This window comes from Enterococcus sp. DIV1279b, from assembly GCF_050531515.1.
Lineage (GTDB): Bacteria > Bacillota > Bacilli > Lactobacillales > Enterococcaceae > Enterococcus_D > Enterococcus_D casseliflavus.
In genome coordinates this window covers 174,572-201,344 of the sequence record NZ_CP172891.1, presented here as the reverse complement: position 1 = coordinate 201,344, position 26,773 = coordinate 174,572, and the positions used below count along the sequence as shown (strand labels likewise).

At 44.3% G+C, this 26,773-nt stretch carries 24 protein-coding genes; 7 read left to right on the top strand and 17 right to left on the bottom strand.

The annotated features are described in order from the left end of the window. Positions 1-141: 141 nt before the first annotated feature. From budA to IGI71_RS00915, 3 genes are all read right to left on the bottom strand, one after another. Positions 142-858: an acetolactate decarboxylase gene (gene budA, locus IGI71_RS00925; RefSeq protein ID WP_167826608.1), complete on the bottom strand. Its 717-nt coding sequence runs from the start codon at positions 856-858 to the stop codon at positions 142-144. A gap of 18 nt (positions 859-876) precedes the next feature. After that, positions 877-2,529, bottom strand: coding sequence for an acetolactate synthase AlsS (alsS, locus tag IGI71_RS00920; RefSeq protein ID WP_430616093.1), 1,653 nt, complete (start codon positions 2,527-2,529; stop codon positions 877-879). A gap of 254 nt (positions 2,530-2,783) precedes the next feature. Beyond that, on the bottom strand, positions 2,784-3,743 hold the full coding sequence (locus tag IGI71_RS00915; protein ID WP_430616091.1) for an alpha/beta hydrolase: 960 nt from the start codon (positions 3,741-3,743) through the stop codon (positions 2,784-2,786). Between the two features lie 218 nt (positions 3,744-3,961). Between IGI71_RS00915 and IGI71_RS00910 the strand changes: the two genes are divergently transcribed. Further along, on the top strand, positions 3,962-4,891 hold the full coding sequence (locus IGI71_RS00910) for a methyl-accepting chemotaxis protein (protein WP_074536619.1): 930 nt from the start codon (positions 3,962-3,964) through the stop codon (positions 4,889-4,891). A 97-nt stretch (positions 4,892-4,988) separates the two neighbouring features. On the opposite strand, the gene IGI71_RS00905 is transcribed toward IGI71_RS00910, so the two are convergent. Genes IGI71_RS00905 through IGI71_RS00895 form a run of 3 tightly spaced genes read right to left on the bottom strand, consistent with a single transcriptional unit; the run spans position 4,989 to position 8,520 of the window. Continuing rightward, complete coding sequence (locus tag IGI71_RS00905; protein WP_430616089.1) at positions 4,989-5,762, bottom strand: hypothetical protein; 774 nt, start codon at positions 5,760-5,762, stop codon at positions 4,989-4,991. 4 nt (positions 5,763-5,766) lie between these two features. After that, positions 5,767-7,167, bottom strand: coding sequence for a hypothetical protein (locus IGI71_RS00900; protein ID WP_413130240.1), 1,401 nt, complete (start codon positions 7,165-7,167; stop codon positions 5,767-5,769). Between the two features lie 48 nt (positions 7,168-7,215). Next, on the bottom strand, positions 7,216-8,520 hold the full coding sequence (locus IGI71_RS00895) for a hypothetical protein (protein WP_167826603.1): 1,305 nt from the start codon (positions 8,518-8,520) through the stop codon (positions 7,216-7,218). A 424-nt stretch (positions 8,521-8,944) separates the two neighbouring features. Between IGI71_RS00895 and IGI71_RS00890 the strand changes: the two genes are divergently transcribed. Next, positions 8,945-10,087 carry a serine protease gene (locus IGI71_RS00890; protein WP_430616088.1) on the top strand — a complete coding sequence of 381 codons (1,143 nt, stop codon included), beginning with the start codon at positions 8,945-8,947 and terminating at the stop codon, positions 10,085-10,087. Positions 10,088-10,196: 109 nt separating this feature from the next. Here the strand turns inward: IGI71_RS00890 and IGI71_RS00885 are convergent, their stop codons facing one another. From IGI71_RS00885 to IGI71_RS00845, 9 genes are all read right to left on the bottom strand, one after another. Next, positions 10,197-10,697 carry a hypothetical protein gene (locus IGI71_RS00885; RefSeq protein ID WP_167826601.1) on the bottom strand — a complete coding sequence of 167 codons (501 nt, stop codon included), beginning with the start codon at positions 10,695-10,697 and terminating at the stop codon, positions 10,197-10,199. 240 nt (positions 10,698-10,937) lie between these two features. Continuing rightward, on the bottom strand, positions 10,938-11,366 hold the full coding sequence (locus IGI71_RS00880) for a DUF1761 domain-containing protein (protein WP_005226702.1): 429 nt from the start codon (positions 11,364-11,366) through the stop codon (positions 10,938-10,940). A gap of 107 nt (positions 11,367-11,473) precedes the next feature. Beyond that, positions 11,474-12,820 (bottom strand): amino acid permease, encoded by a 1,347-nt coding sequence (locus tag IGI71_RS00875; protein WP_015508768.1) that lies wholly within the window; start codon positions 12,818-12,820, stop codon positions 11,474-11,476. Positions 12,821-13,113: 293 nt separating this feature from the next. Next, positions 13,114-13,482: a YxeA family protein gene (locus tag IGI71_RS00870; protein ID WP_430616344.1), complete on the bottom strand. Its 369-nt coding sequence runs from the start codon at positions 13,480-13,482 to the stop codon at positions 13,114-13,116. 189 nt (positions 13,483-13,671) lie between these two features. Next, positions 13,672-14,388, bottom strand: coding sequence for a tyrosine-protein phosphatase (locus tag IGI71_RS00865; RefSeq protein ID WP_430616086.1), 717 nt, complete (start codon positions 14,386-14,388; stop codon positions 13,672-13,674). 14 nt (positions 14,389-14,402) lie between these two features. Further along, positions 14,403-15,188 (bottom strand): PhnE/PtxC family ABC transporter permease, encoded by a 786-nt coding sequence (locus IGI71_RS00860; RefSeq protein ID WP_201705604.1) that lies wholly within the window; start codon positions 15,186-15,188, stop codon positions 14,403-14,405. 15 nt (positions 15,189-15,203) lie between these two features. Beyond that, positions 15,204-15,998 (bottom strand): phosphonate ABC transporter, permease protein PhnE, encoded by a 795-nt coding sequence (gene phnE / locus IGI71_RS00855; protein ID WP_430616084.1) that lies wholly within the window; start codon positions 15,996-15,998, stop codon positions 15,204-15,206. Next, complete coding sequence (gene phnC / locus IGI71_RS00850; RefSeq protein WP_430616083.1) at positions 15,985-16,803, bottom strand: phosphonate ABC transporter ATP-binding protein; 819 nt, start codon at positions 16,801-16,803, stop codon at positions 15,985-15,987. Before phnC ends, phnE begins: the two co-directional genes overlap by 14 nt. A gap of 2 nt (positions 16,804-16,805) precedes the next feature. Continuing rightward, positions 16,806-17,726 (bottom strand): phosphate/phosphite/phosphonate ABC transporter substrate-binding protein, encoded by a 921-nt coding sequence (locus tag IGI71_RS00845; RefSeq protein WP_015508762.1) that lies wholly within the window; start codon positions 17,724-17,726, stop codon positions 16,806-16,808. A gap of 142 nt (positions 17,727-17,868) precedes the next feature. On the opposite strand from IGI71_RS00845, the gene IGI71_RS00840 reads away from it, so the two are divergent. Next, positions 17,869-18,522 (top strand): GntR family transcriptional regulator, encoded by a 654-nt coding sequence (locus IGI71_RS00840; protein ID WP_430616082.1) that lies wholly within the window; start codon positions 17,869-17,871, stop codon positions 18,520-18,522. A 308-nt stretch (positions 18,523-18,830) separates the two neighbouring features. On the opposite strand, the gene IGI71_RS00835 is transcribed toward IGI71_RS00840, so the two are convergent. After that, positions 18,831-21,629, bottom strand: a complete 2,799-nt coding sequence (locus tag IGI71_RS00835; protein ID WP_430616081.1) for a family 78 glycoside hydrolase catalytic domain — start codon at positions 21,627-21,629, stop codon at positions 18,831-18,833. 38 nt (positions 21,630-21,667) lie between these two features. On the opposite strand from IGI71_RS00835, the gene IGI71_RS00830 reads away from it, so the two are divergent. Beyond that, on the top strand, positions 21,668-22,714 hold the full coding sequence (locus IGI71_RS00830; RefSeq protein ID WP_430616079.1) for an AraC family transcriptional regulator: 1,047 nt from the start codon (positions 21,668-21,670) through the stop codon (positions 22,712-22,714). Between the two features lie 43 nt (positions 22,715-22,757). On the opposite strand, the gene IGI71_RS00825 is transcribed toward IGI71_RS00830, so the two are convergent. Continuing rightward, positions 22,758-24,038 carry a PTS sugar transporter subunit IIC gene (locus IGI71_RS00825; protein WP_430616078.1) on the bottom strand — a complete coding sequence of 427 codons (1,281 nt, stop codon included), beginning with the start codon at positions 24,036-24,038 and terminating at the stop codon, positions 22,758-22,760. 336 nt (positions 24,039-24,374) lie between these two features. Between IGI71_RS00825 and IGI71_RS00820 the strand changes: the two genes are divergently transcribed. The 3 genes from IGI71_RS00820 (at position 24,375) to IGI71_RS00810 (ending at position 26,744) form a co-directional block, all read left to right on the top strand. Next, positions 24,375-24,926, top strand: coding sequence for a GNAT family N-acetyltransferase (locus IGI71_RS00820; protein WP_430616076.1), 552 nt, complete (start codon positions 24,375-24,377; stop codon positions 24,924-24,926). Positions 24,927-25,001: 75 nt separating this feature from the next. Next, complete coding sequence (locus IGI71_RS00815; RefSeq protein ID WP_430616075.1) at positions 25,002-25,928, top strand: ROK family protein; 927 nt, start codon at positions 25,002-25,004, stop codon at positions 25,926-25,928. 57 nt (positions 25,929-25,985) lie between these two features. Beyond that, positions 25,986-26,744, top strand: a complete 759-nt coding sequence (locus IGI71_RS00810) for a MurR/RpiR family transcriptional regulator (RefSeq protein WP_060791639.1) — start codon at positions 25,986-25,988, stop codon at positions 26,742-26,744. Positions 26,745-26,773: the final 29 nt, after the last annotated feature.

Sequence of the window (26,773 nt, the reverse complement as noted above, 5' to 3'; positions counted from 1 at the left end):
TATCCAGGTTTTTGCAGCAACCCTCACGATTAGAAGGAAGCACAAAAAAAGCAGTGAAGCGTTGGCTTCACTGCTACTTTTGCGCTCAATTCGATCCGAGACCACTCTACTGGCGATCAATTATTTTTTGCTGCCTGCTGCTTATTCGGCAGCTTCAATATCCTTGGCGATTTTTGCGACATCGATCTCCCGCTGCAAGTAGTCTTGGTTGTCGATAGGAAAATGCTGACGAAATTCGGCTAGTTCCATCAATTCGACTTCACCAGCTGCCACTTCAAAGTCTAAGACATGACCAGCAAATGTGCGATCATCACTAATAAAATGCAAATGGAAACCGGCGGCCGCAGCACCGTGGAACAACAACGGGGTAAAGAACCCGACGATCGTTCCGCTGATATCTTCTGCTTGAAATTCCGGCTGATGCTGGATGATCTCAATGAATTTTGGGTACGGTTTTTCTTGCTTTGGGGCAACGCGGACGTGCATCTTGGTAAATACCCCATGAATCTTGACAGCGGAAAACAAATTCGGGCTGACTTCTGTCAGGACTTGGTTTTTCACTTCTTCATCGGTCATTTCTTGGCTGACCTGCAGGTGCTTCGCCGCAGAAAAATCAACGACTGCCGCATAGGGGGTTCCTTCATTTCCTTGGAGCACTTGTACCTTGCCCGACTCGTCTACATGGTAGATTTCACCATCTAAAATAATCACTTCACCATTGGAACCAGCCAAAGTACCAATCCCAAAATTGCCATATTCAAGCATTTTTCCGATTTGCTCCGTGCCATCCATTAAATCCTGCATCAACCCACCTAGGGTGCCATGCTGATATAAATAACTTTTGTTTTTCACTTTCATCTTGATGCTCCTTTGGTCTTAATAAAATTGATCAGGTAGGATCGTTTTGCCAAGATCGGCATTGTCTGAATAATCCACAGGGATATCAATGATCACTGGACCATCCGTTGCAAAGCCTTCTTCGATGGCTGCCATCAATTCTTGTTTGGTGGTTGCCCGTAAGCCTTTGGCACCAAACGCTTCGGCATATTTCACGAAATCAACTGGTCCAAAATCAACCCCAGAAGCACGATCATATTTCATTTCTTCTTGGAATTTCACCATATTGTAGGTACCGTCATTCCAAATCAAGTGAATGATGTTTTGTTTCAAACGGACGGCTGTTTCTAACTCTTGGGCAGAAAACAAGAAGCCACCATCGCCAGATACAGAGATCACTTGAGTATTTGGTCGCACGAGCGCTGCCGCGATCGCCCATGGCAAAGCGACCCCTAAAGTCTGCATGCCATTACTAAAGAGCAGATGCCGTGGCTCATAACTGCGGAAATGACGGGCCATCCAAATGTAGTGGCTGCCGACATCCACCGTCACCGTCATGTCATCGGTCACTTCTTGTTGCAAAGCATCAATGATTTCCAAGGGATGCAAGGTATTGTTGCTGCCTTCGACATCCGCTGGTTTTTCATTGAGTTTGGTTTGCAGCGTCGTTAAATAGTTTTGGGCGTCTTCGCTCAAGTGATACTGATCGATGGCTTTTGATAGTTGTTCAATAATTTTCGCGATACTGCCCATCAGTTCAACTTCTGGCTGCATAAATGGATCGATCTCCATCGGTACTTCATCGATAACGATCACGCGGGCATCTTTTTCCGCATTCCAGTTGCGGGCTTCGTATTCGATCGGGTCGTACCCTACAGCAATCACTAAGTCGCTGCGTTTCAACAACATATCACCAGGCTGATTGCGGAATAAGCCGACGCGGCCAAAGAAATGCTCTTCTAATTCACGAGAAATGATTCCAGCACCTTGGAAGGTCTCTACGACAGGCAACCCAATTTTTGCAACTAACTGACGAATCGCTTGTGTTTCTTTCACGCCTGAAGCCCGCATCCCTAAGAGTAAGACAGGCAATTTGGCTTCTTTGATCCGATCGACGAGTGCCTGGATATCTTCTGCATCGGCACTGCCTAATTTAGGCGAAGATAGTGGTTTGATCGCTGCCCCTTGAACGGTTCCATCTGTCACATCTTGAGGAATGGATAAAAAGCTCGCCCCTTTTTTCGCTGTTTTTGCGATGCGAAAGGCGTTGGCAATATTTTCAGAAAGGGTTTCAGGATCTTGGACTTCACTGCTGAATTTCGTGATCGGCGCAAACAACGCCGCGTTATTCATGCTTTGATGGGTCAATTTTGAAAGGTCAGAACGCTTCACTTGGCCTGCTAGTGCCAAGACGGGATCACCTTCGGCAGTTGCCGTGACCAACCCAGTCGCTAAATTACTGGCTCCTGGTCCACTTGTTGCAATGACGACTCCTGGCTCTCCTGTCAGGCGACCGATTGCTTGTGCCATAAAGGCCGCGTTTTGTTCATGTCGTGCCAAGATCAACTCTGGTCCCCGATCACTCAACACGTCAAACACGCCATCGATTTTTGCACCGGGAATCCCAAAGATATAAGGCACCCGATGATTTTCTAAACTTTCAACAATGATTTCTGATCCTTTTGCACTCACTGTATTACCTCTTTTCAAAAACTGTATTAATCACAATACATATAATAGCACTTTTTATTTATTTATCAACGAAAAACACTTATTAAAATCTGTATTATAAAAGCGAGTTTTTTTAGAGAACGTTTGCATCTGCTTCAGACTGCAGGGGTACGTCTTTCAATTTTTCCGACAAAAAAAGGAGTGGATCGCTCCACTCCATACATCCTTTTCTGTATCAGAACACCGCATAAAAAGAAGCTGCTTTCGTCGGTTTCTTATTCTGCGGGGACATTTTTTTCCGTCAGCCAACCGACAGCCAGTGTCATGGCCGCTCGTGCGGCTTGGGTCTGATCCATCGCATTGACCATCACAAAATCATGGATGATCCCTTGCATCCGTGCTTGGGTGACTTCCACGCCAGCTGCTCGTAAATGCTGCGCATAGGCTTCCCCTTCATCCCGCAAGACATCTGCTTCGCCTGTAATGATCAACGCTGGCGGCAGATCGGCTAACTCCTCTTTGGTCGCGCGTAGTGGAGAAGCGGTCATTTGATCCCGCTGTGTTTCATCCGTCGTGTATTGATCCCAGAACCATTGTATCCCTTCTTTGGTCAGAAAATAATTTTCACCGAATGCTTCATACGAAGGCGTATCAAAGCGGGCATCTGTCACAGGATAGAACAATAATTGCTGTGCGATCGGAATGCCGCCACGGGCTTTCGTTAACAAGGTCATAACCGTCGCCATGTTCCCACCTACGGAATCGCCAGCCACGGTCAAACGGCTAAGGTCTAAGCCTTTGACATCGACAAATCCCGGTAATTGCTGCAAGACCGCATAATTTTGTTCGATCGCCGTTGGGTATTTTGCTTCTGGTGAACGACTATATTCAGGAAAAATGACGATCGAGTTGGTTCGTACCGCCAATTCACGGATCAATTTATCATGAGTCGCGGCACTGCCGAAGACCCAGCCCGCGCCATGGAGATAATAAATGACAGGGAGAATCGCATGATTTCCTTCAGGACGAACAAAACGAACATTGATGGTCCCCCATTCGCCTGTATCTACGGTCTGATCTTCTATCTCAACCGCCAATTTATTGACGGGTGACTCTTGGACTTGTTCCAATAGTGCGCGCCCTTCTTCTGGCGGTAATTCATAGATCCGTGGGTGCGGTGCATTTGCCTCACTAAATTCAACGGCTGCTTTTTCCAACGAAATTCTATCTGTCATACGATTCTCTCCTTTTGTTTGAAATCGTTCGTGTTGACCTTAAGGGTACCACCAAGTCATTCTGATGCAAAGAATCTTGCTTCCTTCTGCTTCCAGGCATTTTGTTCGACAAAAAAGGTGGTTTTTGCACTCTTAACTGCCTTGCCTTCATCACCGATAACTGTAAGACACTCGCTGTGTAAACTTCCCAAAAAACTGAAAGGCGTAGGTAAGTACGTATGAAATTCACATTAGATGAAACACAAAATAACCGTCTGCTCGCTGCTATTTTTCAAGAACTCGCTGTCATAGTCTTTGATCCGCAAAAAGAAGTTGTTTTCGCCAATGCCAACATGACGGATATCCTAGGTTATAGCCAAGAAGAAATCATTGGCTTGCCGCATCGGACCTTTTGTTTTGACCATTATGCTGCCAGTACGGATTACCAAGCTTTCTGGAATCAACTGCTTTACTCAAAGCAACGGTTTCAAGACAAAATCATTCGGAAAAACAAACAAGGAGAAAAACTGATTTTAGAAGGGATCTACTTCCCCGTCCTCGATGAGCAGCAAGAAGTCGTCAATGTCGTCAAAATCGCTTTTGACATTACCCAAAGAGAACAAGCCTTAGCGGTCACTATCAAAAAAGTACAAGACAGTGCGGCTTCCCTGACACGACTTTCGGCCAACGGACACCAGCAAGTCGATCATTTGTCAGAGAACTTGGCGCAAGTCAAACAGCTGTCTGATCAAAATCAAGCAACGACCCATGCCTTAGAAATGGATAGCCAACAGGTGTCAGCGGTGCTGCATGACATCGACCGCATTGCACAACAAACCAAGCTACTGTCCTTCAATGCTTCCATCGAAACGGCACGGATCGGCGAACAGGCAGCTGGCTTTCGGGTAGTTGCCGATGAAATGCAAAAATTAGCTGAACAGACCAAGCAGTTGACCCAAACCATTGCCGCAACCATGCAAGCCATCAATCAACAAGCCTTAGTCGTGTTAGATAGTGCCGATTCGACGACCATGAAAATCAGTGATTCGCAAAAAAGCCTCGCTGCCGTTTTGCATTCTTACGACACGCTGCGAACGACGGCCAGTCTTTTAAACGATGAAGCCGAGTATTTATCAGAAACCAACGATGCTGAGTTGGAAACCACATGAAGTGAAAAAGAGCGCCGCTGTTTGCGACGCTCTTTTTGGTTTTCTAACTAAACAGTTGATTCCTGATTTGACTGCCCATTGATCCTCCGCCTCAGCACTAGTCAGCCCCCCACTCTTGTAGCAATTTCTGCAACTCTTGCAAAAACGGTTTGGTTGCATAGCCCAATGTTTGAATAGGAATACGGTATTCCTTTTGAATCACCAAAATACTACCAAAGATTTTATGTCGAATCTCAAAGGAAAGATTTTTCCAAGTACTCCAGGAAAAACTGGCTGTTCGTTTTTCTTTCCTTTTATACGTGCACAAATACACTCGTTCGACACCAAAAAGTAGACCCGCATCCGCTTTCTTGCCAGTCATCTGTGCCGTTAGCAGTGCCAGAGGCGTCTCCGTTTCAGGCACTTGAAAACTGGTAAGGACTTGTCTTTGCAATTGCTGCGGCAACACTTGTTTTTCTCCAAAGAAATAGAACAAAAAATATTGCTCTTGCAAAAAAGCATTCAAACGAGTTTGTCGCTCGTTGTCCGGATCGAGTGGCGCCCATTGAATCAAAGACGTCTGATTCGTTGCCGATTGCTCTGACTGCTTGTGATCACTTGAACCCCCAGCTGCTGGCGAGTTTCCCAGGGGAAGAGGATCAATCGTTTGGTTGGCAGCAGCTGACTGACTGATTTTCTTCAACAAAGCAGCAAGGTGCGTCAGCGCAAGCTGTTTTTCTGTCATAGGATTGGCATGCGGGCTTTTGGTATGATCGAAAGATTGTTTAATGACCATTTTCCCACGACAATACAGACAAATCGCCGTGCCAGCGTCCCAATTGACTTCTAGTTCTCCTAGGCAGTGGGGGCATTGAATCGGAATAATATCCATTGAATCATCCTTTCGTTTCGATACAGGTATCGGAGCTTTTTGTTGTAAAAATACGGATCGTATTCCAGGTGACAAACGCCAGCAGCACTAGAAACGATAAGCCATAAAAACTGAAATACCAAGTCAGGATTGCTAAAAAAAGGATCAAGGCAAATTCATACGCCATGTTTTCCAGACTGCTGTAAAATACTGTTTTTCGAACGAGTTTCTTCCTCCGCGTTTCAAAAGCTTTCTTCGCTGCAGCCGTTGATGCATCCGACTGACTCAATGCCTGGGAAAGTTCTGCTTTGAATTTGCCGTACTCTGAGAAAAACTTGACCTCTGGTACGAGCAAGAAGTACCAAGTCGCAAGACAAGCAATCAGCAAGATGACCGCTGAAGCAAGCAGACTAAAGGCAACAGCCGGTAATAAAAAGCCATCAAATAGAAAACTCGAAGCAATTCCAGAAAATAATCCGACAAAAAAGAAGGTATAGCAGAACTGCCAAAGGACACTACTGGTCTTCGAAAAACTTTTCTTCACTTGCACCAGCTGTTCACATTCAGGAAGCTGGGTTGGAAAAAGACGTTCAGCATCGGTGCCATCAGCCACGAAAGAATAGGTTTGGTTTCCATACTTGAATTCGCCAATGTAATAAGGAAAATACAGTTTTTCCGTATCACATTGTTTCGGAAAAAGAGTCAGTTGAACCTCATTGGCAACCTCTGCTCCCACCAAATGGTCTTTGGCTTTTGCTTCAAAGACTTCCATTAGATGGGTATCAGAGAGTGCCGCTTCTCTGGAAATATCAAAGGGCAGCACCTGAGCGCCTTGACTAAGTGCCGAAAACTGCTGCATATCCGTGCAATAGGCGGCTCCTTTTTGAAGATGCAGCGGCAGCTTACCATTGATACTGTAATCCGCTTCTTTTTGGGTATCCGTAGGGAAATATTCATTGAAAACCGTTGTGTTCCCGCTGTTATGTAAAGAAATGTCGGCAGTAATGCGCCCACGCCCCCTCTGCTGTTCCTCGTGGACATAGCTTCCTCTCACTTGCGCATCATAAGCAATTTGAAAATAATACATCGGGATAAATACACGTTTGAGATAAACCATCTCTAGCTCAAAAAAGATACTTTCCGAGATGGTCTCTTGCCAAGCTAGTTTATTTTTCAACGCCGCTTCACATGCCTTTTCATCATAGGCAAACGGATAAAACCCTTCTTTGACGGTCCCTTGAATGCATGGCAACTCTTTCAGCGAGACGACTTGGTTTGTTTGTTCCTGGTTTGTTTGTTCCTGGTTTTTTTGTTCTGGTTTGATCAACAGCTCATTCAAGCAATACTGACAGACTGCTTTTCCTGAGTCCCAATCAACTTCTAGACGCCCTAAGCAACTGGGGCATTGGATTTGTGTGATTTTCATTTTTTCTCCTTTTTATGAATCGTTTTTTCTTTTCAACAAGATGGTTTATCAAAGAAACCGAAGAATGTTCCAAATAAGGGTAACGACCACGACCACATAAGCGATCGTATCGAGCCATTCATAAAATTTCCTCATTCTTGCAAGCTTCTTTCCACACTTCTCGTAGTTTGCTAACAAAGCGGTCCCAACTGTTTTCTTACCTAATAATTCTCTTTGGAGCTCATCTCTAAATTTTTGGACTGTTTTGAGGTACTGTTCTTTTAGAAAGTGCAACAATATCCCCGATACTACCCAATAGATTGCAGTTGGCAGAGAACTCATGACAATCCCCCCTATGACAGCCCTAAATACTCTTCCTAGAGGGATCCATTCAGAAATGAATAGCGCCAAGATCATCAGGATCACACCTAACGTAAAAAAGAGTACGGAGGACCAGCCAAAAACCTTACGAGCTTTTGAAAAATTCGCAACCGTTTGTAAGGTTTCTTGGCACTGTGGGATAATCGGCAGCTTCATTCGGTCAGGATCTTTGCCGTCGATCGCAAATTCAAAGGATTGCTCTTGGTACTTGAAGGTGCCCATATACAGGGGAAAGTAGAGCTTTTCTGTAGCACAGCTGATCAGGGAAAGATCTAGGTGCAGCTCTTTTAGATGATCGGCAGATTCTTTCTTCTGGATCACCGCATTCGCATGGGCTCTCAATTCCGCTTGTTTTTCAGAACCAAAGAGCGCCTGCTCTTGCTCAATATCAAAGGGAAAAGCATGAATAGCATGTGCTGAGACTAGCTGTTGAAATTCCTTTTGATCGGTACTAAAGTGCGGTTTTCTTTTCATTTCATCATTGACCTCGAAGCTTTGAGGAATTTCTTGCTCGATCACCTCCGAACTGCCGCATTGATAGAGTATGACCGTCTCATCTGGATGGTCGCCGCGCTTCTTTTCCCATGTGGTCGTATGCGAGCCTTCCCATGCAATGGAATGGGTATCGTAGCCAAATGCCCCCTCCCAGTGCATCGTATAGGTCACCTGAAATTCATAAATCGGAATAAAATATCGTTTTACCTCGCTGACTTCAAGATGAACGACAATGTCCTCAGGAACTGATTCCTGTTGGATCAGCCATTTTTTCAAGGCATTTGCTACCTCGTCTTCATTAAAGGTAAACGAATAAAACCCTTCTTTGACTTCTTGAAAAACTACGGGAACCTGTTCATTCGAAGCTGCTTGCGTTTGTTTTGGCGGCGAATGTAGGACTGACTTCGTTAAGCAATACTGGCAAACTGCTTTTCCTTTCTCCCAGTCAACGGTTAACTGACCCAAGCAGCTGGGACATTGGATTTGTGTGATTTTCATTGCTTCTCCTTTTGCGCATACTGATTTTCTTATCAATGAAATGGCTTGGTTGCAAGTGAGGGGGAATCTCTTTTTTATGGTGTTATTTGGGGGAAGCAGCGAAGGAAAGCTGCTGGTTTGCAAGTAGTTGCTCGCTCTCAACCGTTTGTTCGAAACATTTTTTTACAGTGATGAAGCAAACAAGTGGATTTGTACCAAGAGTTGTTTAACCAAAAAAACAACCGCAAACGAAAAAACTCTTTTATATATCATTTTATAATAAAAAATACCTTAAATCTATTTATTATTGATAAAAATATCTGATGATTTACTAATTAAACTCCCTCCGTACGCTCAGCAACCCTTACTAGTCGGTTATTGATGGCGGATACGTTAATAAAAATGTTATAATTAAAATATTCACAAGAAAGGAAATGAAAAAAGTATGGGGATATTTATTTTTGTTGTTGGTTTTTTGACAATGGTTGTAAGCGGAATCTTTTTTGTTCTTAGTTTGATCAAGAAAAAACCACTTCGCAACAAAATCGTTATTTTTATGGGTGGTTTTCTCTTATTGATCGGCGGGGTATTATTGACTCCTGCAACAACACCGGAGCTTCACGTAGATGAAGCAGAACTGGTTACCAACGAACAAGGCGAAGCGGCGATTACTGGGCGAACCAACCCAGAAGCGCAACTGACGATCAACGGGGTGGAGGTTTCGCTGGCGGACGAAACATTTTCTTACACCGTGCAACTTGAAGATGAAGAGGAACAGGAATTTACCCTCCAAGCCTCAATGGGTGGAAACACCAAAGAAGAAGTCGTCACCGTCAAACCTTCTCGTGCATTTCTAGCGAGTTTGCAAGCTGAAAAACAAGAACAAGCAGCACTGGAAAAAGCCGAGACGGCACTGGCGCTTGCCGAAACCCAGCCAAACCAAAAGAATTACGACGAAGCCGTGACGATGATTCATGCTTTGAGTAAAACCTACGGAGATCTCGCTACTCGGCTCGCGGTAGTTGAAGAACACCTTGCCATCGGCAAAGCCCTTGATACCGCTGAAGCTTCTCTTGAGCGCAGGGATTTCGATCAGGCAAAAGAATTGGTCGCACAAGCGGTTTTGAACAAGGAAACGTTTGAAAGTCGGTTATCCACTGTAGAAACTAAGATTTCTGAGAAAGAAGCAGAAGCACTCGTTGCAGAAGCTGTCCAAGCGGTGGAAGCGGCAGAGGCAGAGGCGGAGCCGACAAAAGATACCCTTGCTCGTGCAGAAGATGCTGTCGCTCGTCTCAAGACCCCCGATGAGGAATTAGCTGCTCGAACAAAAACAGTGGCGCAAACGATCGCTGCCAACGAACAAGCAGCCGCTCAAGCCAAGGCGGAGGAAGAACGGCAGGCAGCCGCCGCTGTGCCAGAACAAAGTCAGCCAGCCGCTGCTAGCAATCAAGCCCAAACGTCGGTCCTCGTTACACCAACAGGTTCGAAATATCATACGAGAAAATGCGGCAACGGTACCTACACGCCTGCCACTTTAGCAGAAGCGCAAAGTCGCGGACTTACTCCTTGCGCAAAATGTTTTCCGTAATAGCCACTAAATTTTGCAACGAAAAAAAGACAAACCTCATTTTTGTCTAAGGTTTGTCTACTGTCTGAAGCGGTTGTCTCGTCGGAGGCAGCCGTTTTTTTGTCACTTGCTAGTTTTCCTCATACGAAAACTCGTACTCGTTTTGTTCGTCATCGATCAGACGCTCGTCATTGTTGTCCGCCATTTTGAATACTTTCTCAAAATCATCGCCAGTCATGCGCACTTCCCTTTTCTCTTGATCAATGATCACTTGGGCATTTGTCACTTCAAAGGTGTGCATAGGACCGATGTCTGCCGCAGTCAGTGCTTTGCTTTTGGGAAACTCTGCTTGCAGTGTTTCGTTGATCTGCACTAATTGCGTCTCTTGTTCTTTTACCAAGTCCGCAGGTTCCTGATTCGGATCGACCAAAAAACTCAGCGTTTTATTGACGGTGAGCTTTCCATCTTCCAAAACGTACAAGGCATTTTGTTGATGACTGTTGCTATTGGTCAATACTTGATTCGCAGCTGCAGAGTCAACCCCTGAGCTGCTACAGCTTGTCAAGAAAAATAGTGTCACTAAACAAACGGCAGCAAATATTCCTCTACCTAACATGCTTTTCGTTTTCATTTTTTCCTCCTCGTTGCCCCTAATTTTGTTTCTTTGATGATTTTTCCGCAATCCGCGGATTTGGTTTTCTACAGATTAAAGTGCTTTTAGTATAGCACAAATTATTTGCTTTTATAGCCTTTTTTTATAGTAAGGATAATTTTACGCACAAAAAAACCAACCTTGTTGAAACAAGATCGGCTTTCTTTAGGATTGATTCGTTGAGACCTTTGAACGCTCTCGCTGGGGTATGATCGTTGCTTACTGTCCAATCAAGCCGACAACAAGTCCTAAAACGATCACTCCTAGAAACCCGTTCACAAGGTGCAGCCCGACTAATTTGCGGGACTGTCCCGAGTAAACAGCCATCACGAAGGTGGCGACCCCATAAACCCCTAGCCACAATAAGCAAGCGACTTGCAAGGAGGTCATCAGCCAACCATCATGATCGAATGTTGCAAACCAATAGACGACTTGATAGGTCGCTGCTGATAAGAGAATCCCACCAACGATCGTGCCGCCAAAGGTAAAGAGCATGTCACCGGTCGTCATCTGCTGATCAGCCATCTTCTCTGCCATTCCTGATTCTTTCGCCCAAAACTTGCCCCACTTATGCATCGGATTGTAAAGCAGACTTTCCACCACGACCCAGCTGAGGGTGCCGAAAATCAATGTCCAAAAATTAACCATTTTCGTCTTCTCCTACACTTTATTTTATCGTCACATTCCTGAGAACCGAAGAAACAACCGAACGCGGGGTTCCTTCCCCATCAGTTTATGTCTTAAGGGACGTTTCTTCAACTTTTTTCACTGGTTTTCTCAATTTTTCGATGGTTCCAATAAAAACTAAGAAAAATGATCGTATACAATAGTGCGGTGAAGCCAGTGACCGCCAATGGGTTAGTGATCAAAATACCGACAAACAGCAAAATCAGAGCAAGGATCGCCCCACTCAAGAAAATCGTATAGCCCATTTTCTTCTGCTTGCGTACCAAAACAAACGCCGCCGCACTAATCAACAACCAGATCAGCAATACAGTATAAGACAGGGAGCCTGCTAGATAATTGAAGAGTTTGTCGCCTAAAAAGTAAGAAAGAACGACCCCAAGATATAAAGTACCGCTGCAAAACATGATCGCTCGTTGGGGCACGCTGTTTTTATTCAGCATCGTAAAGCGGCTTTTTTTCTGGCCATTGTTGCTTAATCGGAAAAACAACGTTCTTGAAGAAGCATAGACCCCAGAATTGATCGACGAAAACAAAGCCAAAATAATCACTAAATTGACGATGTCGGAGGCAAATGGGACATGGATTTTTTGAAACACCATCACAAAAGGACTGACATTTGGATCGGCTAATTGATTCCACGGATAAATGATCAGTAAAAGAAACAAGGGAATGATGTAAAAAGCGGCAATCCGAGTCATCACTCCTTTGATTGCTTGCGGGATCGCTTTTTTGGGATTTTCCGCTTCACTGATCGTAATGGCTACTAATTCAGAACCGCCGTACGAATAGATTACGACCAATAACGAATTGATAAATCCTTTGAGACCATGGGGGGCAAAACCACCATAGTCTGTCATTTGCCTCATCGTCGGGAAAAAGCCCAAATCAAAGACTTGCGTGGCAACCAGATAGAGACCCACCAAGATCAACGCGATCACCACACTGATTTTGGCCCAGGAAAGCCAATATTCCGTTTCCGCAAACAAGCGAACCGAAAACAAATTGATGATGGTCGTGAGCAGTGCCAAAATCAACACAAAGATCCAAGCTGGAATATTGGGAAACCACAACTGCAAAAAGCTTGCGGCAGCAACTGCTTCGGCGATGATGTTGATCATCCACATTGACCAGTAGATCCAGTCAATGAAATCGGCTGTATGCACGCCAAGATATGGCTGGACTAAGCCCGAAAGACCATGTTGTTTTTGGTCAGATAAGACCAACTGTCCCAGTCCTGTCATGACGACAAATAAGATCAGCCCGCAAAAAATAAACGCCAGCAAGACCGCAGGCCCCGCTAACTGGATCGCTTCACCGCTGCCTTTGAATAGGCCAGCACCGATGGCGCCACCTAGTGCCAACATAGTGATATGTCTGGTTTTCATCTGCTTTTTTAATTGATTTTTTTCTGTCATAGGTTCCTCCTTGAAAACCGTTGATCCTCCATAAAAGGTGATTCTCTCACTGTTGCTATTTTTAATTATATGAATATTTTTTTTAACTACCTCATAGAGAATACCAGACGCTTCTGCTATTGCAACTAAGAATTGAAAAAATTATCTATTTTTTCTGAAAATTCTATCATCCTCTAATCTTTTTCACCTAAATCAAATCTTGGCGAGCTTTTATCTAAGTGAATGCACGAAAAAAGCCATCTCCCAACTTGCGGGAAATGACTTCCTGTCCTTTTTTCAAGCAGGCTTGATGATCAATGAGTCGTAACCAACTCGTCTTTGACGGCGTCAGGGAGATCTTGCTCGATCACCTCTTGATACGACTCCACATGTTTGCCCTTTGCATCAAGCTCTAGGTAGGCATTTTCTTTTAGCTTTTGTGGTGCCCAAAACGTGATTTTTATCTTTTGCCCATCTTCATTGACTCCTTCTTGTGTATATTCGTAGGAATCGTGTTCTTGCAACACGCCATACTCGTCGGATGTTTTGACATAGACCTTTTTCTCCGGTACGAACGGATTGAAACGATCCACCAGCTGAACCAGTTCGCTGGAATCATCTTTCGTAAAATAAGACCATGTAACCAATGTGACGGTCCCGATCGTTAACACGAGCAGGATCATACTAATTGCTTTTTTCAAGTGATTGTCCTCCGTTTTTTCTATCTACCTTCAGTATAAAAAAACAAGCGATAAATATAATCAAACTTAAGACGTATTTTTCCGTCGGTCATTGTGACTAAGACAAAAAGGGACTACTTTTTCAAAAGAAGCAGTAGTCCCTCACTTAGATGTTCCGTTTGTTCGTGACCCTTAAACCGTCACTGCCACATCAATCAACTTGCTTTGCAAATGAACGAGGGTCTCTTGTGCGACACCAATCGTCCGCAAATAATGATACGCATCAGTATAGGTTGCTTCCAGATGCGTTAAGACGGGCAACAGGTACTCAGGTGCTGACAACCACATCTCATTCGTGATCGTTTGGACTTGCTGAGCTACCAGCGGGTTAGCAGCTAAATAGGTGTGCGTCGTTTGATAGTTGGCAATAATATCAGCTTTTGCTACATCTGCCAGTTGAAGCAGCAGCATAGCGATCACACCCGTCCGATCTTTGCCCGCCGCACAATGAAACAGCACACAACCTTCGGCAGCCGCCATCGTTTCCATGATCTGCTTGATTTGCTCTTTACGGTCTTCGATCATCTGGATATACAGCTCCGCCATATTGAAAATCAGCGGCTGCTCCAGTTGCGTCACGTCCCCCATCGTTTCTGAAATCAAGGAGATCGGCCAGTTCTCCACCCCGTCGATCACAGGGGTTGGCTCCTTTTCGATCTCTAAGGTCGTCCGCAGATCAATGATGGTCGTCAGCTGATACTTTTGTAAAAAAGCGATATCTTCTGGATGTAGATTGGCTAGACTGTCGCTTCTTAAGAAACGCTTCCAAGCAGTTGCTCCGTCTTTTGCGGCATAACCGCCTAAATCTCTTGTATTATAGGTTCCTTTTAATGGCAATCGTGTGTACATTCTTGATCGTCTCCTTATCTCATTCGTTTTTTGACTTGTCCGATCCCTAATTCGACACTGATCATCGTGAAAAAGATCAGCAAAATCAGCATCGAAATTTCACCATAATTGTATTGACCGATCGCCCGCGTCAAGAGCATGCCGATCCCGCCGGCGCCTACCATTCCAAGTGAGATCGACTCAGCAATGTTGCCTTCCAGACGAATCGACGTCCAGGCTAGAAAGCGGCTGCTCAAGTTAGGCAGCAGGCCTTCTGTGATCATTTGCAGCCAGCCGGCACCGGTGGCTTGCATCGTTTCAATGATTGCCGCGTCTTGTTCTTCGATCGAACTGATAAAGGATTTTGTTAAATACCCCACCGTCGGGAAAACCAGTCCCAAAACCCCCGAGGTATTCCCAAATCCTAAACTAGCCACCACGATCAAGATCCACACTAAGGCTGGAACGGCCCGTACTACCGCTACACTGCCCTTGATAAGCATTGAAAGGAAAAGATGCGGTGTGGTGTTGGCTGCTCCAAGAAAGCTTAATACCAGTGCAATGAGCCACCCGATGAATAAGCCGCAGATCGCCATACACAAGGACACAAACAATTGGCCCAACGCTGGAATGATTTTTGAAAAGTCGAGGGTCATAAATTTTGCCAAAATCGTCCCAGCATCTTGCCAACGGCTTAAAAAGCGCGTGACCTCCAAGTCCAGCAAAGCCACACTTGTGATCAGCAACAAGATGAGGCCACAAATCGTGCCTAAAGTCAGCAGTCGTTCTTTTTTCGTAGATAATGCAATTTTTGTTGTCATCGCTTCCTCCTTCAATCAGGCAATTCGTTTTCTAAGCTGATTGACTGCAAATTCAGTCAATAGCACCAGCAAAACTAAAAGAATAATTAGGGCAAACGCTTCGCGGTATTTAAATAAACGAATATTGGTCTGAATCATGATCCCCATTCCTCCTGCCCCTACCATTCCTAAAATGGAAGACGCACGAATATTGATTTCGAAAGAAAACAAAGTCCAATTGATCCAAGAAGGAATAAATTCAGGAATCAATCCATGAAAAAGAATCTGCCAATAAGAGGCGCCTGCTGCTCGCAGCGCTTCTAATTTACTGCTGCCGATTTCATCGATCGAATCCGCATAAGAACGAGCCAGAAAACCTAAGGTCGCAACGGTCAATGCCAATAGCCCCACCATATTCCCGATGCCGAAAATATAAACGAAAAGCGATGCCCAAACCAGTACCGGGATATTTCTCAGAAAAGAGATCACCATGCGGACACTCGTCCGCACTAGCGGATACGGATTCGTCTGCTCTGACATCAGCACCCCGCAGACAAAAGCCAAAAAAGCCGAGAGATAAGTGCCAACGATCGCAAACAAGACGGTCTCTGCCACCAAGGGCAAGTAACTACGGATGTTTGTAAAATTTGCTGGGAAAAAGTTTTGCACAAAAAATCCCACAAATGCTGGAAGTGACCGAAAGGCTTCCACCAGATTGATTTGCAAATAGGCAAACGACAATAGAACAGCTACTACTACCAACAAGCCGTTCAAGATTCGTCCTTTGTTTGATTCAACCCTCAACGGAATCACGAATCTAGGCTTCTCCATAGGTCAACTGCTCCTTTCCTACGGGAATCGTTGCTTGCGTTAACCTCTGCTGTTCTTCTTTTCCTTGATAGATATGTGCGATCATCGCTTCTGTCAATTCTTGGGGCTTTCCGTCAAAGACGATCTTCCCTTCTTTGACGCCGATGATCCGAGTGGCATATGCCTTGGCAAAATCAACTTGATGCAAATTGACGATGCAGGTGATCTGGCGTTCTTGGGTGATCTCTTGCAACTGTTTCATGACGACTTTCGCAGCGTTAGGGTCTAAAGAAGCGATCGGTTCATCCGCCAAGATCAGCTTCGGCTGCTGCATGATGGCGCGGCATATACCAACTCGTTGCATCTGTCCCCCAGACAAAGCATTGGCTCGCTGGTACATCTGCTCTTGTAGACCGACTTTTTCTAACAGTTGGACCGCCTCTTGTTTGTATTTTTCAGGATACAGCCCGAAAGCCGTTTTGCGAAAAGGAATTTTCCCTAAGCGCCCATGCAGGACATTCTTAAGCACATTGGTACGGCCAATCAGATTGTAATGTTGAAAAATCATGCCGATTTCTGAACGAATCTGCCTCAGCTGCTTTTTCTTCGCACGGGTGATGTCTGTTCCCGCAAAGATCACTTGCCCCTCAGAAGGGTCGATCATGTGGTTGATTGAGCGGATAAAGGTCGATTTCCCAGCACCCGATGGACCGATCACGACGATAAATTCCCCTTCTGCCACCGTCAGATCAATTTGCGACAACGCATATTTTTTCCCATCATAAGTTTTGCTCAACTGCTTGATTTCTAATAAGTTATTCGCCATGACTATTCCTCCTCTAAGTTAAGGATCTCGACCATTTCTTGTACCACTTCATAATCTTCATCTTTTGCTTCGGTAAAACGAACCTCTTTGCTGCCATAGAAGGTCTCAAAATACTCTTCGTTTTCATAGGTAAGGTAAAAGTCTTTCAATGCCGCTTTGGTTTCTGCTGGCAAATCGGAGCGAACGACGAAGAGGGCATTCGGGATCGTCTCTGTTTCTCCAATCACTCGGATATCGTCTTCTTGGATCATCCCAGCATCTACGAGTGAGGTGATGACTTGTCCAGCCACTGCTGCGGCATCGTAATCTCCTTTGGCTACCCCCATCAAACTGGAATCGTGCTTGCCTGAATAGGCAACAGTATCAAAAAAATAGCCGGGATTTTCTAATTGATTGGGGTCCAATGACAACTCTTTGACTAATTTCGCCTTGGGGTACATATAGCCAGAAGAAGAAGCAGGATCAACAAAGGCAAAGCTTTTTCCTTTTAAATCAGCCAATGACTGCGTCGTGGTATCGTCTTTTCCAACAACGAAAAGCGTTTTGTATTCTTCTTGGCCCATTGAAGTCGTTGTCACTAGTGGTTCTGCACCTGCGATTTTTTTGGCTTGATAATAACTCATTGGACTAACCAGTAAAACATCCAGCTTCCCTGCTTTCAACGCTTCGATCCCGACTGAATAGTCAGCACCTTCTAATTCTTCCACTTCAATTCCTAACGCCTCTGACATGTCTGAACGGAACTGCTCATTTTTCTGACCAGAGTCTGGATTTGTTTCATCTTGTATTTGAACGATCGTCAGTTTATCAACTGACTGTCCATCCTTAGCATCCGCCGATGCTGCTGATTTCCCGCAGCCTGCCAGCATACCTAGTGCAAAAATGTGAATGAGACCAACCAAAGCCCACTGTTTTTTATTCATAATAAAAAATCCTCACTTTTCGTTTTGTTTAGTAGTATACTACTAACAATATGTAGTATACTTTGATTGAAACAAAGGCGTCATCAAGAACGGGTAAAAACTACGTAAAGGTCTTGTAAACCCACAAATGGAGGAAACGACGTTGGAAGAAACCATCGAAACCATTGTCTATAAAAAAATAAAAAGTGAGATCCTCACAGGAAATATCAAAGTCGGCGAAGCATTTTCGGAAGCTTCTTTGTCCAAATCGACCGGCTATAGCCGCAGCCCGATCCGCTCTGCTTTAAAACAGCTGGAACACGAAAAATTGGTCACTTATAAGAAAAACCGCGGGGTCGTTTTGCGGGAAGCTTCAATCAAAGAACTGGCCGATATCACGCAAATCTGTGTCAATTGGCTGATTTTAACTACTGAGCAGGTTGCTGATGGCTTGGGGAGTTTTGCGATTGACGACATTCAACAGCTGCTGAATGAAGCCAAAACGTACCGACAGCAGATGGATTACGTCAATTATATGAACAAGATGCCAGAAGTCTACATGGCGATCATGGCAGCCAGCCCCAATGATCTGCTGGTCAGCACCTACCAATGGTTGAGCAGCCGTGTCATTAGTGCCTCAATCTATAAAAAAATGGCGAATCCTAAAAATTCACCTAAAAAAACACTGTCAACGGTTCAATTTTTCCAAGCCTACATCGACCATCTCCGAGCAGAAGATTATAGCCAAGCGATTCGCTGCCTAAAAGACTACCAGCAATATGCCAATCATCAGATTCTTTATTATGGGTATTTGTAACCAATGAAATACCATCTCAATCTGCATTAAAGATGCAAAAGGACCTCGCCATCAATAATAGATGATCGTGAGGTCCTTTTTTCATCAGCAGCCATATGAGAGGTTTTTTTCTCATAAGAGGCGCTTCCTATTTTTCATTTTTACTTGAAATAGTTTTACTCATTGGAATATTTGTCGTGATAACAGACGTTTTATCCCCCTTGTTCATCCCATCAACCAGCCGTTGAAGGAAGATTATCCGTCTGCTTTTTTCTTCAGCGATAGATACCGCTTTGACTTGTGACCAGTCAGTTCTTCGTATAGCGGGCTCAGTTCTTGTCTCCTCTGATCAATGCCGTCATTTCATCGATAAAACCAGCCAACTGTGTCTGAGAAATCACTTCTTGATTGACAAAATAAGCTAGTGATCGCTTTTTATGGTCCCTTACGTTGCTGCTGGAAAATAATTTTGACTCAGCAAATCGTTGCTTTGCGCGCACATACATCAAGGGGGTTTGTTGGATCTCCCCTAACGTAGTTTCAGCAGAAATGATTGGTTTTTGATAGGCTGCGGCTTTTAAATAAAAATGATTTTGCCCTGCTTTTAAGGGTGTTTCTTCAGACCAGCGGTCAGTCAGCACTTCATCGGTGTAAATCTCCACTTCCGGTAGATGAAGGATTGCCTGCGTAAGTGTCGGTAAGGTAACGTCTAATTTCACGATATCTTTGGCAACGTAAGCCCAAGCGACCTCAATCCGTCCATTCGGTGTGGCGATGCCGCCGGAGGCATGATTGATACTCCAATGGATCTGGGGCTGTATGTGGACGCGCCGAAACCCGCTGCTGGATGATGCTTGTTGAATGCCTAAAACACCTTCAAAGAACCACTGGCCAATTGCTCCATAAGCATAATGATTGAACGAGTTCATGCCTTGAGGATTGATCGATCCATCTGGTAACAGCGAATTCCAGCGTTCCCAAATCGTCGTTGCGCCTAAATCGATCGCATAAAGCCAGCTGGGATAATCATTATTTAACAGGAGCGTGTAGGCTATCTCGTTTAATCCATAATTACTAAGAACTAAATTTAAAAAAGGCGTTCCAACAAAACCTGTTTTCAAATGATAGTCATCTCGTTTTAGTCTCTCCTTTAACTTCTGCACAATCCCCGCAACTTCATGATCTGCGGCCAAATCAAATGCCAGTGTTAACACATAAGCCGTTTGCGTATCGAGTGCAAGGCGCCCATTCGGCGTGAAATATTCTGCTCGCAAGGCTTGTTTGAGCATTCTTTGACGCTGATCATATTGCTTAGCTTCAGAAGTATAGCCCAAAATAGCTGCAGCCTGCGCCACGATTTTCAAGGAATGCCAGTAAAATATATTCGCAACAAACTTTGCTTCGGTTCCTCCAATCGGAGAAGCTGGATCATCACCATCTAAAGCTAACCAGTCCCCAAATTGAAATTGTTTGTCCCATAAACCGTTGATATGCGTCTTACGGGCAATGTGTTCGACCCACGCTTGCATACTAGAAAATTGTTGTTTGAGAATTTGTGGTTCACCATAATAGCGGTATAAATGCCAAGGTATGATCGTGGCGGCATCCCCCCAAACGCCCACTGCTGCCCCAGACTGCTGGATATCTGTCGGAACATGCGGCACAGTCATTGGTGGCGCACCATCAAAATGTGGTTGTTCGCTAGCCAAATCATGTAAATATTTGCGAAAGAACGCATACGTGTCCATCGTATACATCGCTGTCTGGGAAAAGAGCTGTGCGTCTCCTGTCCACCCCATGCGCTCATCGCGTTGAGGACAATCCATCGGCACATCAAAGAAGTTGCCTTTTTGTGACCACAAAATATTCTGGTACAATCGATTCACTTTTTCATTACTCGTGCGAAAATCCCCTGTCGTTTCTAGATCCGTATAGATCACCTGTCCGATAAAGGCGTCTTTAGCAAAGGGACACTCTAACGGCCAGCCACTGATCCGAACATAGCGAAACCCAAAGAATGAGAAGTGCGGACGAACCCACTGTCGGTTGCCATTGGAACGATACGTGAATGCTGCTCGGGCGGCTCGCAAATTTTCCCGATAAAACTTGCCATTGACCAATAGCTCGGCATGCTCGAGTTTGATTTGAGCGTCGGGTGGTAACTGATCATAAAACGTGACCCAACCGACCATATTTTGACCAAAGTCCAACACCCAATCCCCCTCTTCTTGCCAACAAGCAATCGCTGGGCGCTCTTCTTTTATTTTTACAGGCAAGCTAAATCGTTCAGTTAGCTTCCCTTGTGGGCCTTGGTGTTCCTTCACCGCTTGAATAGACTGGTGAGGAATCGTTTCATCGATATCTTCGCCATAATAGATGCTGTTTTTCCCAATCGAACCGGTGCGAACCTGCCATTCCTGATTGGTTCCATGGATCTCTTGTGTGCCATCCACGTATTCTAGATGCAGCTCTGCCCTTAATAAAAAGGCATCGCCATAGATGTTTTCTTTTCCGCCATGAAACCCAAAATTTCCTTGATACCAGCCTTTTCCCACGAGAACCTTTATTGTATACTGTGAATCAACTAGATCATCAGTCACATCATAGGTTTGATATTGGAGCCATTCGTGATAATTGGTGTAACCGGGAGTAAAAAACTCGTCTCCAATTTTTTGCTCATTCAAGTATGCTTCGTACAAACCTAGCCCACAAATATACAAACGGGCTTGCTTAATCGGTTTAGCGAAGTCTCCTTGATAAGAAAAGATCGCTGATTCAAGTGGCGTTGTCACAGGCGTGATCCACTTCCCTTGCCACGCTTCTTGCAGCTTCCCTGTTTCAAACCAGCTCGTCTTTTGATAGCGATCACCTGCTGCATCCCAAACCGTGACACGCCAGAAATAGCGCTGTCGAGGTTGCATTGGGAAGGTGCAGGAAAAGCGATACGCAGCGAGCTTTTGTTTCGGTACTTGGCTAACGATTGCTTGAAAATCAGCATCTAGCGCCACTTCTAAGGCATGAAAGACTACTTTCGATTGGTCCGTTACTTGATACCGAAAGACAGGATCGCTTAGATCATAGCCGAGCGGTTCAGTGTAATAATTGATTGTCATTTGATTGATTTCCATGTTATCATCGCCTTTTACTAAAAATTGGAGTTGTGTATATGAATAAACAGCAGTTGCGCGAATTGCTTTTTTCCATGACGGAAAGTGAATTGAATTATCAGCAACAGCCGAAAAAGAGTGCCCCGTTTTTCCAACGCTTTGATGAAGAGATCCCTACGTTTAACTTGATGAATGCCGGTCATAACAATAAATTTTTTGCGAATGACAAGCGCAGCCTTTTTAAAAATAGTACGATCGAGTTTGTTCAACATACGCGTTTTAGTAATCCTCCCCTACATAAGCATGATCATCTTGAAATGACTTATGTTTATCGTGGAAGTTGTAAACAAGTCTTTACGGATAAAACGTATGAATTAACGGAAGGAGATTTTTGTCTTTTAGACTCCAACATCGTCCACACGCTTTATGAGGTCGAAGAAGAAGACATCATCATCAATATCGTTTTGCAAAAACAGTTCTTCACTGATTCTTTTTTAAATCGCTTATCGGAGCATAGTATCTTGTCACAATTCATCATTCAAGCTCTATCAGAAAACCAACAGGAAAATTTTTTGCTCTTTCGCTCCATCGTTCCGCAAGAGCTTCACGGCTTGATGGAACAAATGTTGATCGAATATTTTCGAAATGATAGCTATACTGCGGAAATGTTGAAATCGTACCTCTTTTTATTCTTAACTACCTTGATTCGCCGATTAGATCACGTGACTACGAATGAACGTTTTGACCGATCCGATCATACGATCATCTTACCGATCTTAAAATATATCGCCGATCATGCTGCGGACTGTACGCTGCAACGCATTGCAGATCTTTTTGGCTATCATCCAAATTACATCTCTAAATTGCTAAAAGATCACACGGGCAGTAGCTACCAAGAGTTGGTCGTGGCGCAAAAGATCAAAAAAGCCAAGTATCTATTGTCCTATACAGATGAAACGATTCAGAACATCGCTGAAGAGGTTGGCTACCATAATCTCAGTTTTTTTTATAAAAAATTTTATGCTCAAACGCAGATGACACCTCGGGATTATCGCTTGGCAAGTCAGCAACGGCTAGAAACGATGTCCCCTCATAGCGATCAATAAGATACCCTCAACCCATGAAAGTGGATTGTGGGTATCTTATGAACTATTTTGGATCGGAATTTTCTAGTTGGTATTCTTTTTGATCCAATATTCTAAAGAACGGATAATAGATCGCAATCGATAACAGGGTCGCTACGATCTGAAAGGCCAATAGACGCCAACCGCCATTAAGAAGTGCATTTAAGAAAATAGGCATCCCCATGGAACCAGCACCGTTTGACGGTGGGAGAATCTCCATGACTGTTAGGGCATAACCTAACAAAATATTGATTACCGGGGTAAAAATAAACGGAATCGCCATCAAGCCATTCAATACCATTGGAAAACCAAAAATGACTGGCTCGTTTATATTAAATAAAGAGGGGACAAACGCAATCTTTCCCATGGATCGATAACGCTGACTTTTGCTGAAAAAGGTCGCTAATACAATTAACCCAATCGTTGCGCCCCCGCCTCCTGGTGAAGAAACAATGTTGATCCATGAGAAGGTAATAATATTAGGCGCTGCCTCTCCTGCAGCCAGCGCAGAAATATTCGCTGCATCGGCTGCGATCCAGATTGGCATCACTACGCCAATAACTGCAATTCCATGGATACCAAAGAACCAACACAAACCAGAGAGAAAATAAATAAGCGCCGCTGTCCAAACATTATTTCCGATATTGCCTAGCGGTTCTTGAATCAGTGAATAAATGGTATGATGGACATCATTGTATGGTGTCAATGAAAATAGAAATGCAATCAATCCAAAAAGAATCACCATCAAAAAACCAGGAACAATAGCTGCAAATGCTTTTGATACAAAGGGAGGTACTGACTCAGGTAGTCTGATCGTCCAATTTTTCTTGACACTGAGATCAAATAATCTGGTTGTCAAAATGGCAACCATCATTGCCGTAAACAGTCCCTTTGCCCCTAACCATTCAATCGGTAGATTCGTAGCTGCAGCAAATCCTTCACCAATAACGATCATGGGTGTCAATAAGAAAAAGTTCATCAAAGCTAATAAGGAACAAATAAATCCATCAGAATTTCCTAAAATTTTACAATAGGTATAACTGATCGCTGCCACCACATAAACCGCTAACATATTCGTGGTCACATTGACGATCGTTGTCAATAATTGACCAAAGTAAGAATCGGAAAGAAAAGATTGATACGCTGCCAAGGGAAAATTTTGAAAAATCGAAGCAATTGCGCCTACCATGATGATAGGCATAGACATCATTAACCCTTTTGAGATGGCTTGGATCACTTTGTTGTTGTTTAGCCAAGAAGCAGCGGGGGAAACGATTTTCTCTATTCGTTCTGTAAATCCATTCATGTTACATCCTCCTTTTTATGATAACGCTAACAACACCATTAAACCCTATTTCATGTCGCGCTCCAATGACCTATGAAAGAAAAAATACTAACCAAATCAAAGAATTAGATGTTAATGATTTTGAATAGAATGTTGCGCATTGATCCGCGTTTTTTAGGAAGCCAAAAACATTCGCTGGTCTTCTCGTGAAGAATACCATGAGATGACCAATAAAAATCCATTATTGTGATGACGCAAATGCATCGAGTTCAACACATCGTAGGAAACTAGAAAAAAACAATGGTGCTTATCCAGTCACTAATAACTAAGAGAATCTATAGAAAACCGAGGTGTCCCATGCTAGAAATCAAACTGATCGATCAAGAACACCAAGCTGACATTCGCTTGAAAAACGAACCCTTCTCCTTATGGGGGAAAATGCTGCCGACTTATAATGAGGGCAACTGGCAGTACACGATCTGTAAATTTGCACCTGAAGACATTCAGACGATGCGTTTCCCAGATGAAAATTATTCCTATGACGAAATGAGCCGAAACAGTCTGTTTATCGGTGCTTATGATGATGGAAAATGTATCGGCTTAGCGATCGTTCAAGACGCTTTTTTCAAGTATCTGTACCTCTATGACTTAAAGGTCAACACAGACTACCGCCAGCAAGGAATCGGTCAACTGTTGATCCAACAGGCACTGAAAGCGGCCCTTGCCAAAGGCTATCGCGGCATCTATACACAAGCGCAGGACAACAATCCTTCTGCCTGTCTGTTTTACTTGCGAGCAGGCTTTCGTATCGGAGGCCTGGATACGGAGGTGTACAAAGGAACCAATCAGGAAGGCAAAAGTGATATTTTGTTTTATTTGGATGCAGCGGAAACGGCAGGCAAAAAATAGCTGAAAAAAGAAAAAAATTCCTCCTGCCAGATGGTACACTTAAGGCAACAATGTTTTAGAAGGTGAGGAAGAAGAATGTACGTAGGATTTGATATTGGCGGAACAAGTATTAAATATGGTGTTTTAGATGAAAGCGGAGTGATCCTTGAAAAATCAGCGATCCCTACTAGCTATGAACCAGCCCAGTTTTATCAGGATCTACTCACGATCATCGAAGATGCCCAGAGCCGCCACACGATTGATGGCATTGGGATCAGTGCCCCAGGGATCGTTCAAAAAGACGGGTTTATGTTAACGGCTGGCGCTATCAAATCGTTATATGGTGAAAATTTTAAAGCAGTCTTGGAAGCGCGTACAGGATTGCCTGTGGCGGTGGAAAATGATGCCAATGCGGCAGCGATTGCTGAAAAATGGATCGGGAATGCACAAGAGGCTGCTAACTATTTGTGTCTTGTCCTAGGCACTGGTGTAGGCGGTGGGATCGTGCTCAATAACCAAGTCTACCGAGGTGCTCATGGCATGGCTGGTGAATTTGGCTGGATGGTGATCGATCAGCTGCCAGAAGAAGGCAATATCGAGGAAAGTTCCATCAATAAAAAAACTGCCGTCGTGGGCGGCTTGATTCGCCTCTACAATTTAGCGGGGGCAGCAGTTCCTGGCTTTGAACCCACCCAAGACGCCAAAGAGATTTTTGACCGCGCGCAGCAAGGCGAAGCGTTGGCGCTGAAGCTGACGGACCAATTTCTGACGGATCTGTCTGTAGGGCTGATCAATTTGATCAGCTGCTTTGACCCAGAATTGGTATTGATCGGCGGCGGCATCAGTGCCAATCCTTATTTCTGGGAACGACTGCAGGCTCGCTTGACGATCACGGAAACACGGCATGAAGCGATCAATTATTTGCGCGGACAAACCATCGCACCTGTTCGTCCAGCGAAGCTGAAAAACGACGCCGGCTTGATCGGCGCAGTCTATCAGATCCATCAACAGCTGCACCGTTAAAAGTTCGGATATGCTATACTGGTGTAAATTGATTATCTAGGACAGCGAGGAACCAGCATGGCGCTTTTTGAACAATTAAACTTGAACAAGCTCTCTGCGGTAGAACAAGAAATCTACCGTTTTATCGTCAATCACTTAGAAAAGATCCCGTATATGCGTGTGCGCGACATTGCCGATGATGCTCATGTCTCTTCGACTTCGGTCTTTCGTTTTATTCAAAAAGTCGGCTTTCAGTCGTTTCCAGAATTTCGCTTCTATATCAAAAATCATTTAGAAAAAGCCCATTTTGATGCGCACCCTGAACACTTAGGTTTAGAAGCGCGCATCAAAGGCTTGAATATGCAGATCTTCCACCCTGATGCGGAATACCAAATACGAAAACTCGCCGAAGCGATGCGGGATGCCGATTTGATCTTATTTATGGGGATGGGGGCATCCGGTGCGATCGCGCAATACGTTGCCCGCAAACTAGCCAGTCTCGGTTACTTTAGCATCAGCATTGATGAACTGACCTACCCAATCAAAAGCTTTTTGCGAAAAGATCAAAAGAATGTTTTGGTTTTTTTGAGTGTCTCTGGTGAAACCAAAGAACTGATCGAAGTCATTACCGGTTTAGACAATCAGGCGATCGTGCAGAAGTACTGCATTACCCCAAATCGGGAAAGTACGTTGGCACGCCTGTGCGATTATTCGATCGAGTATGCGATCAAAGAGGAACGCAAAGACATCTTTCTTGATTTGACTAGTCAACTGCCTTCAGTAGCGATTTTAGAAACGCTGATCGGCTATTTGCAAGATTATCGTGCCCATTCTTGATGGTTCAGTTTACTGAACCATCTTTTTTT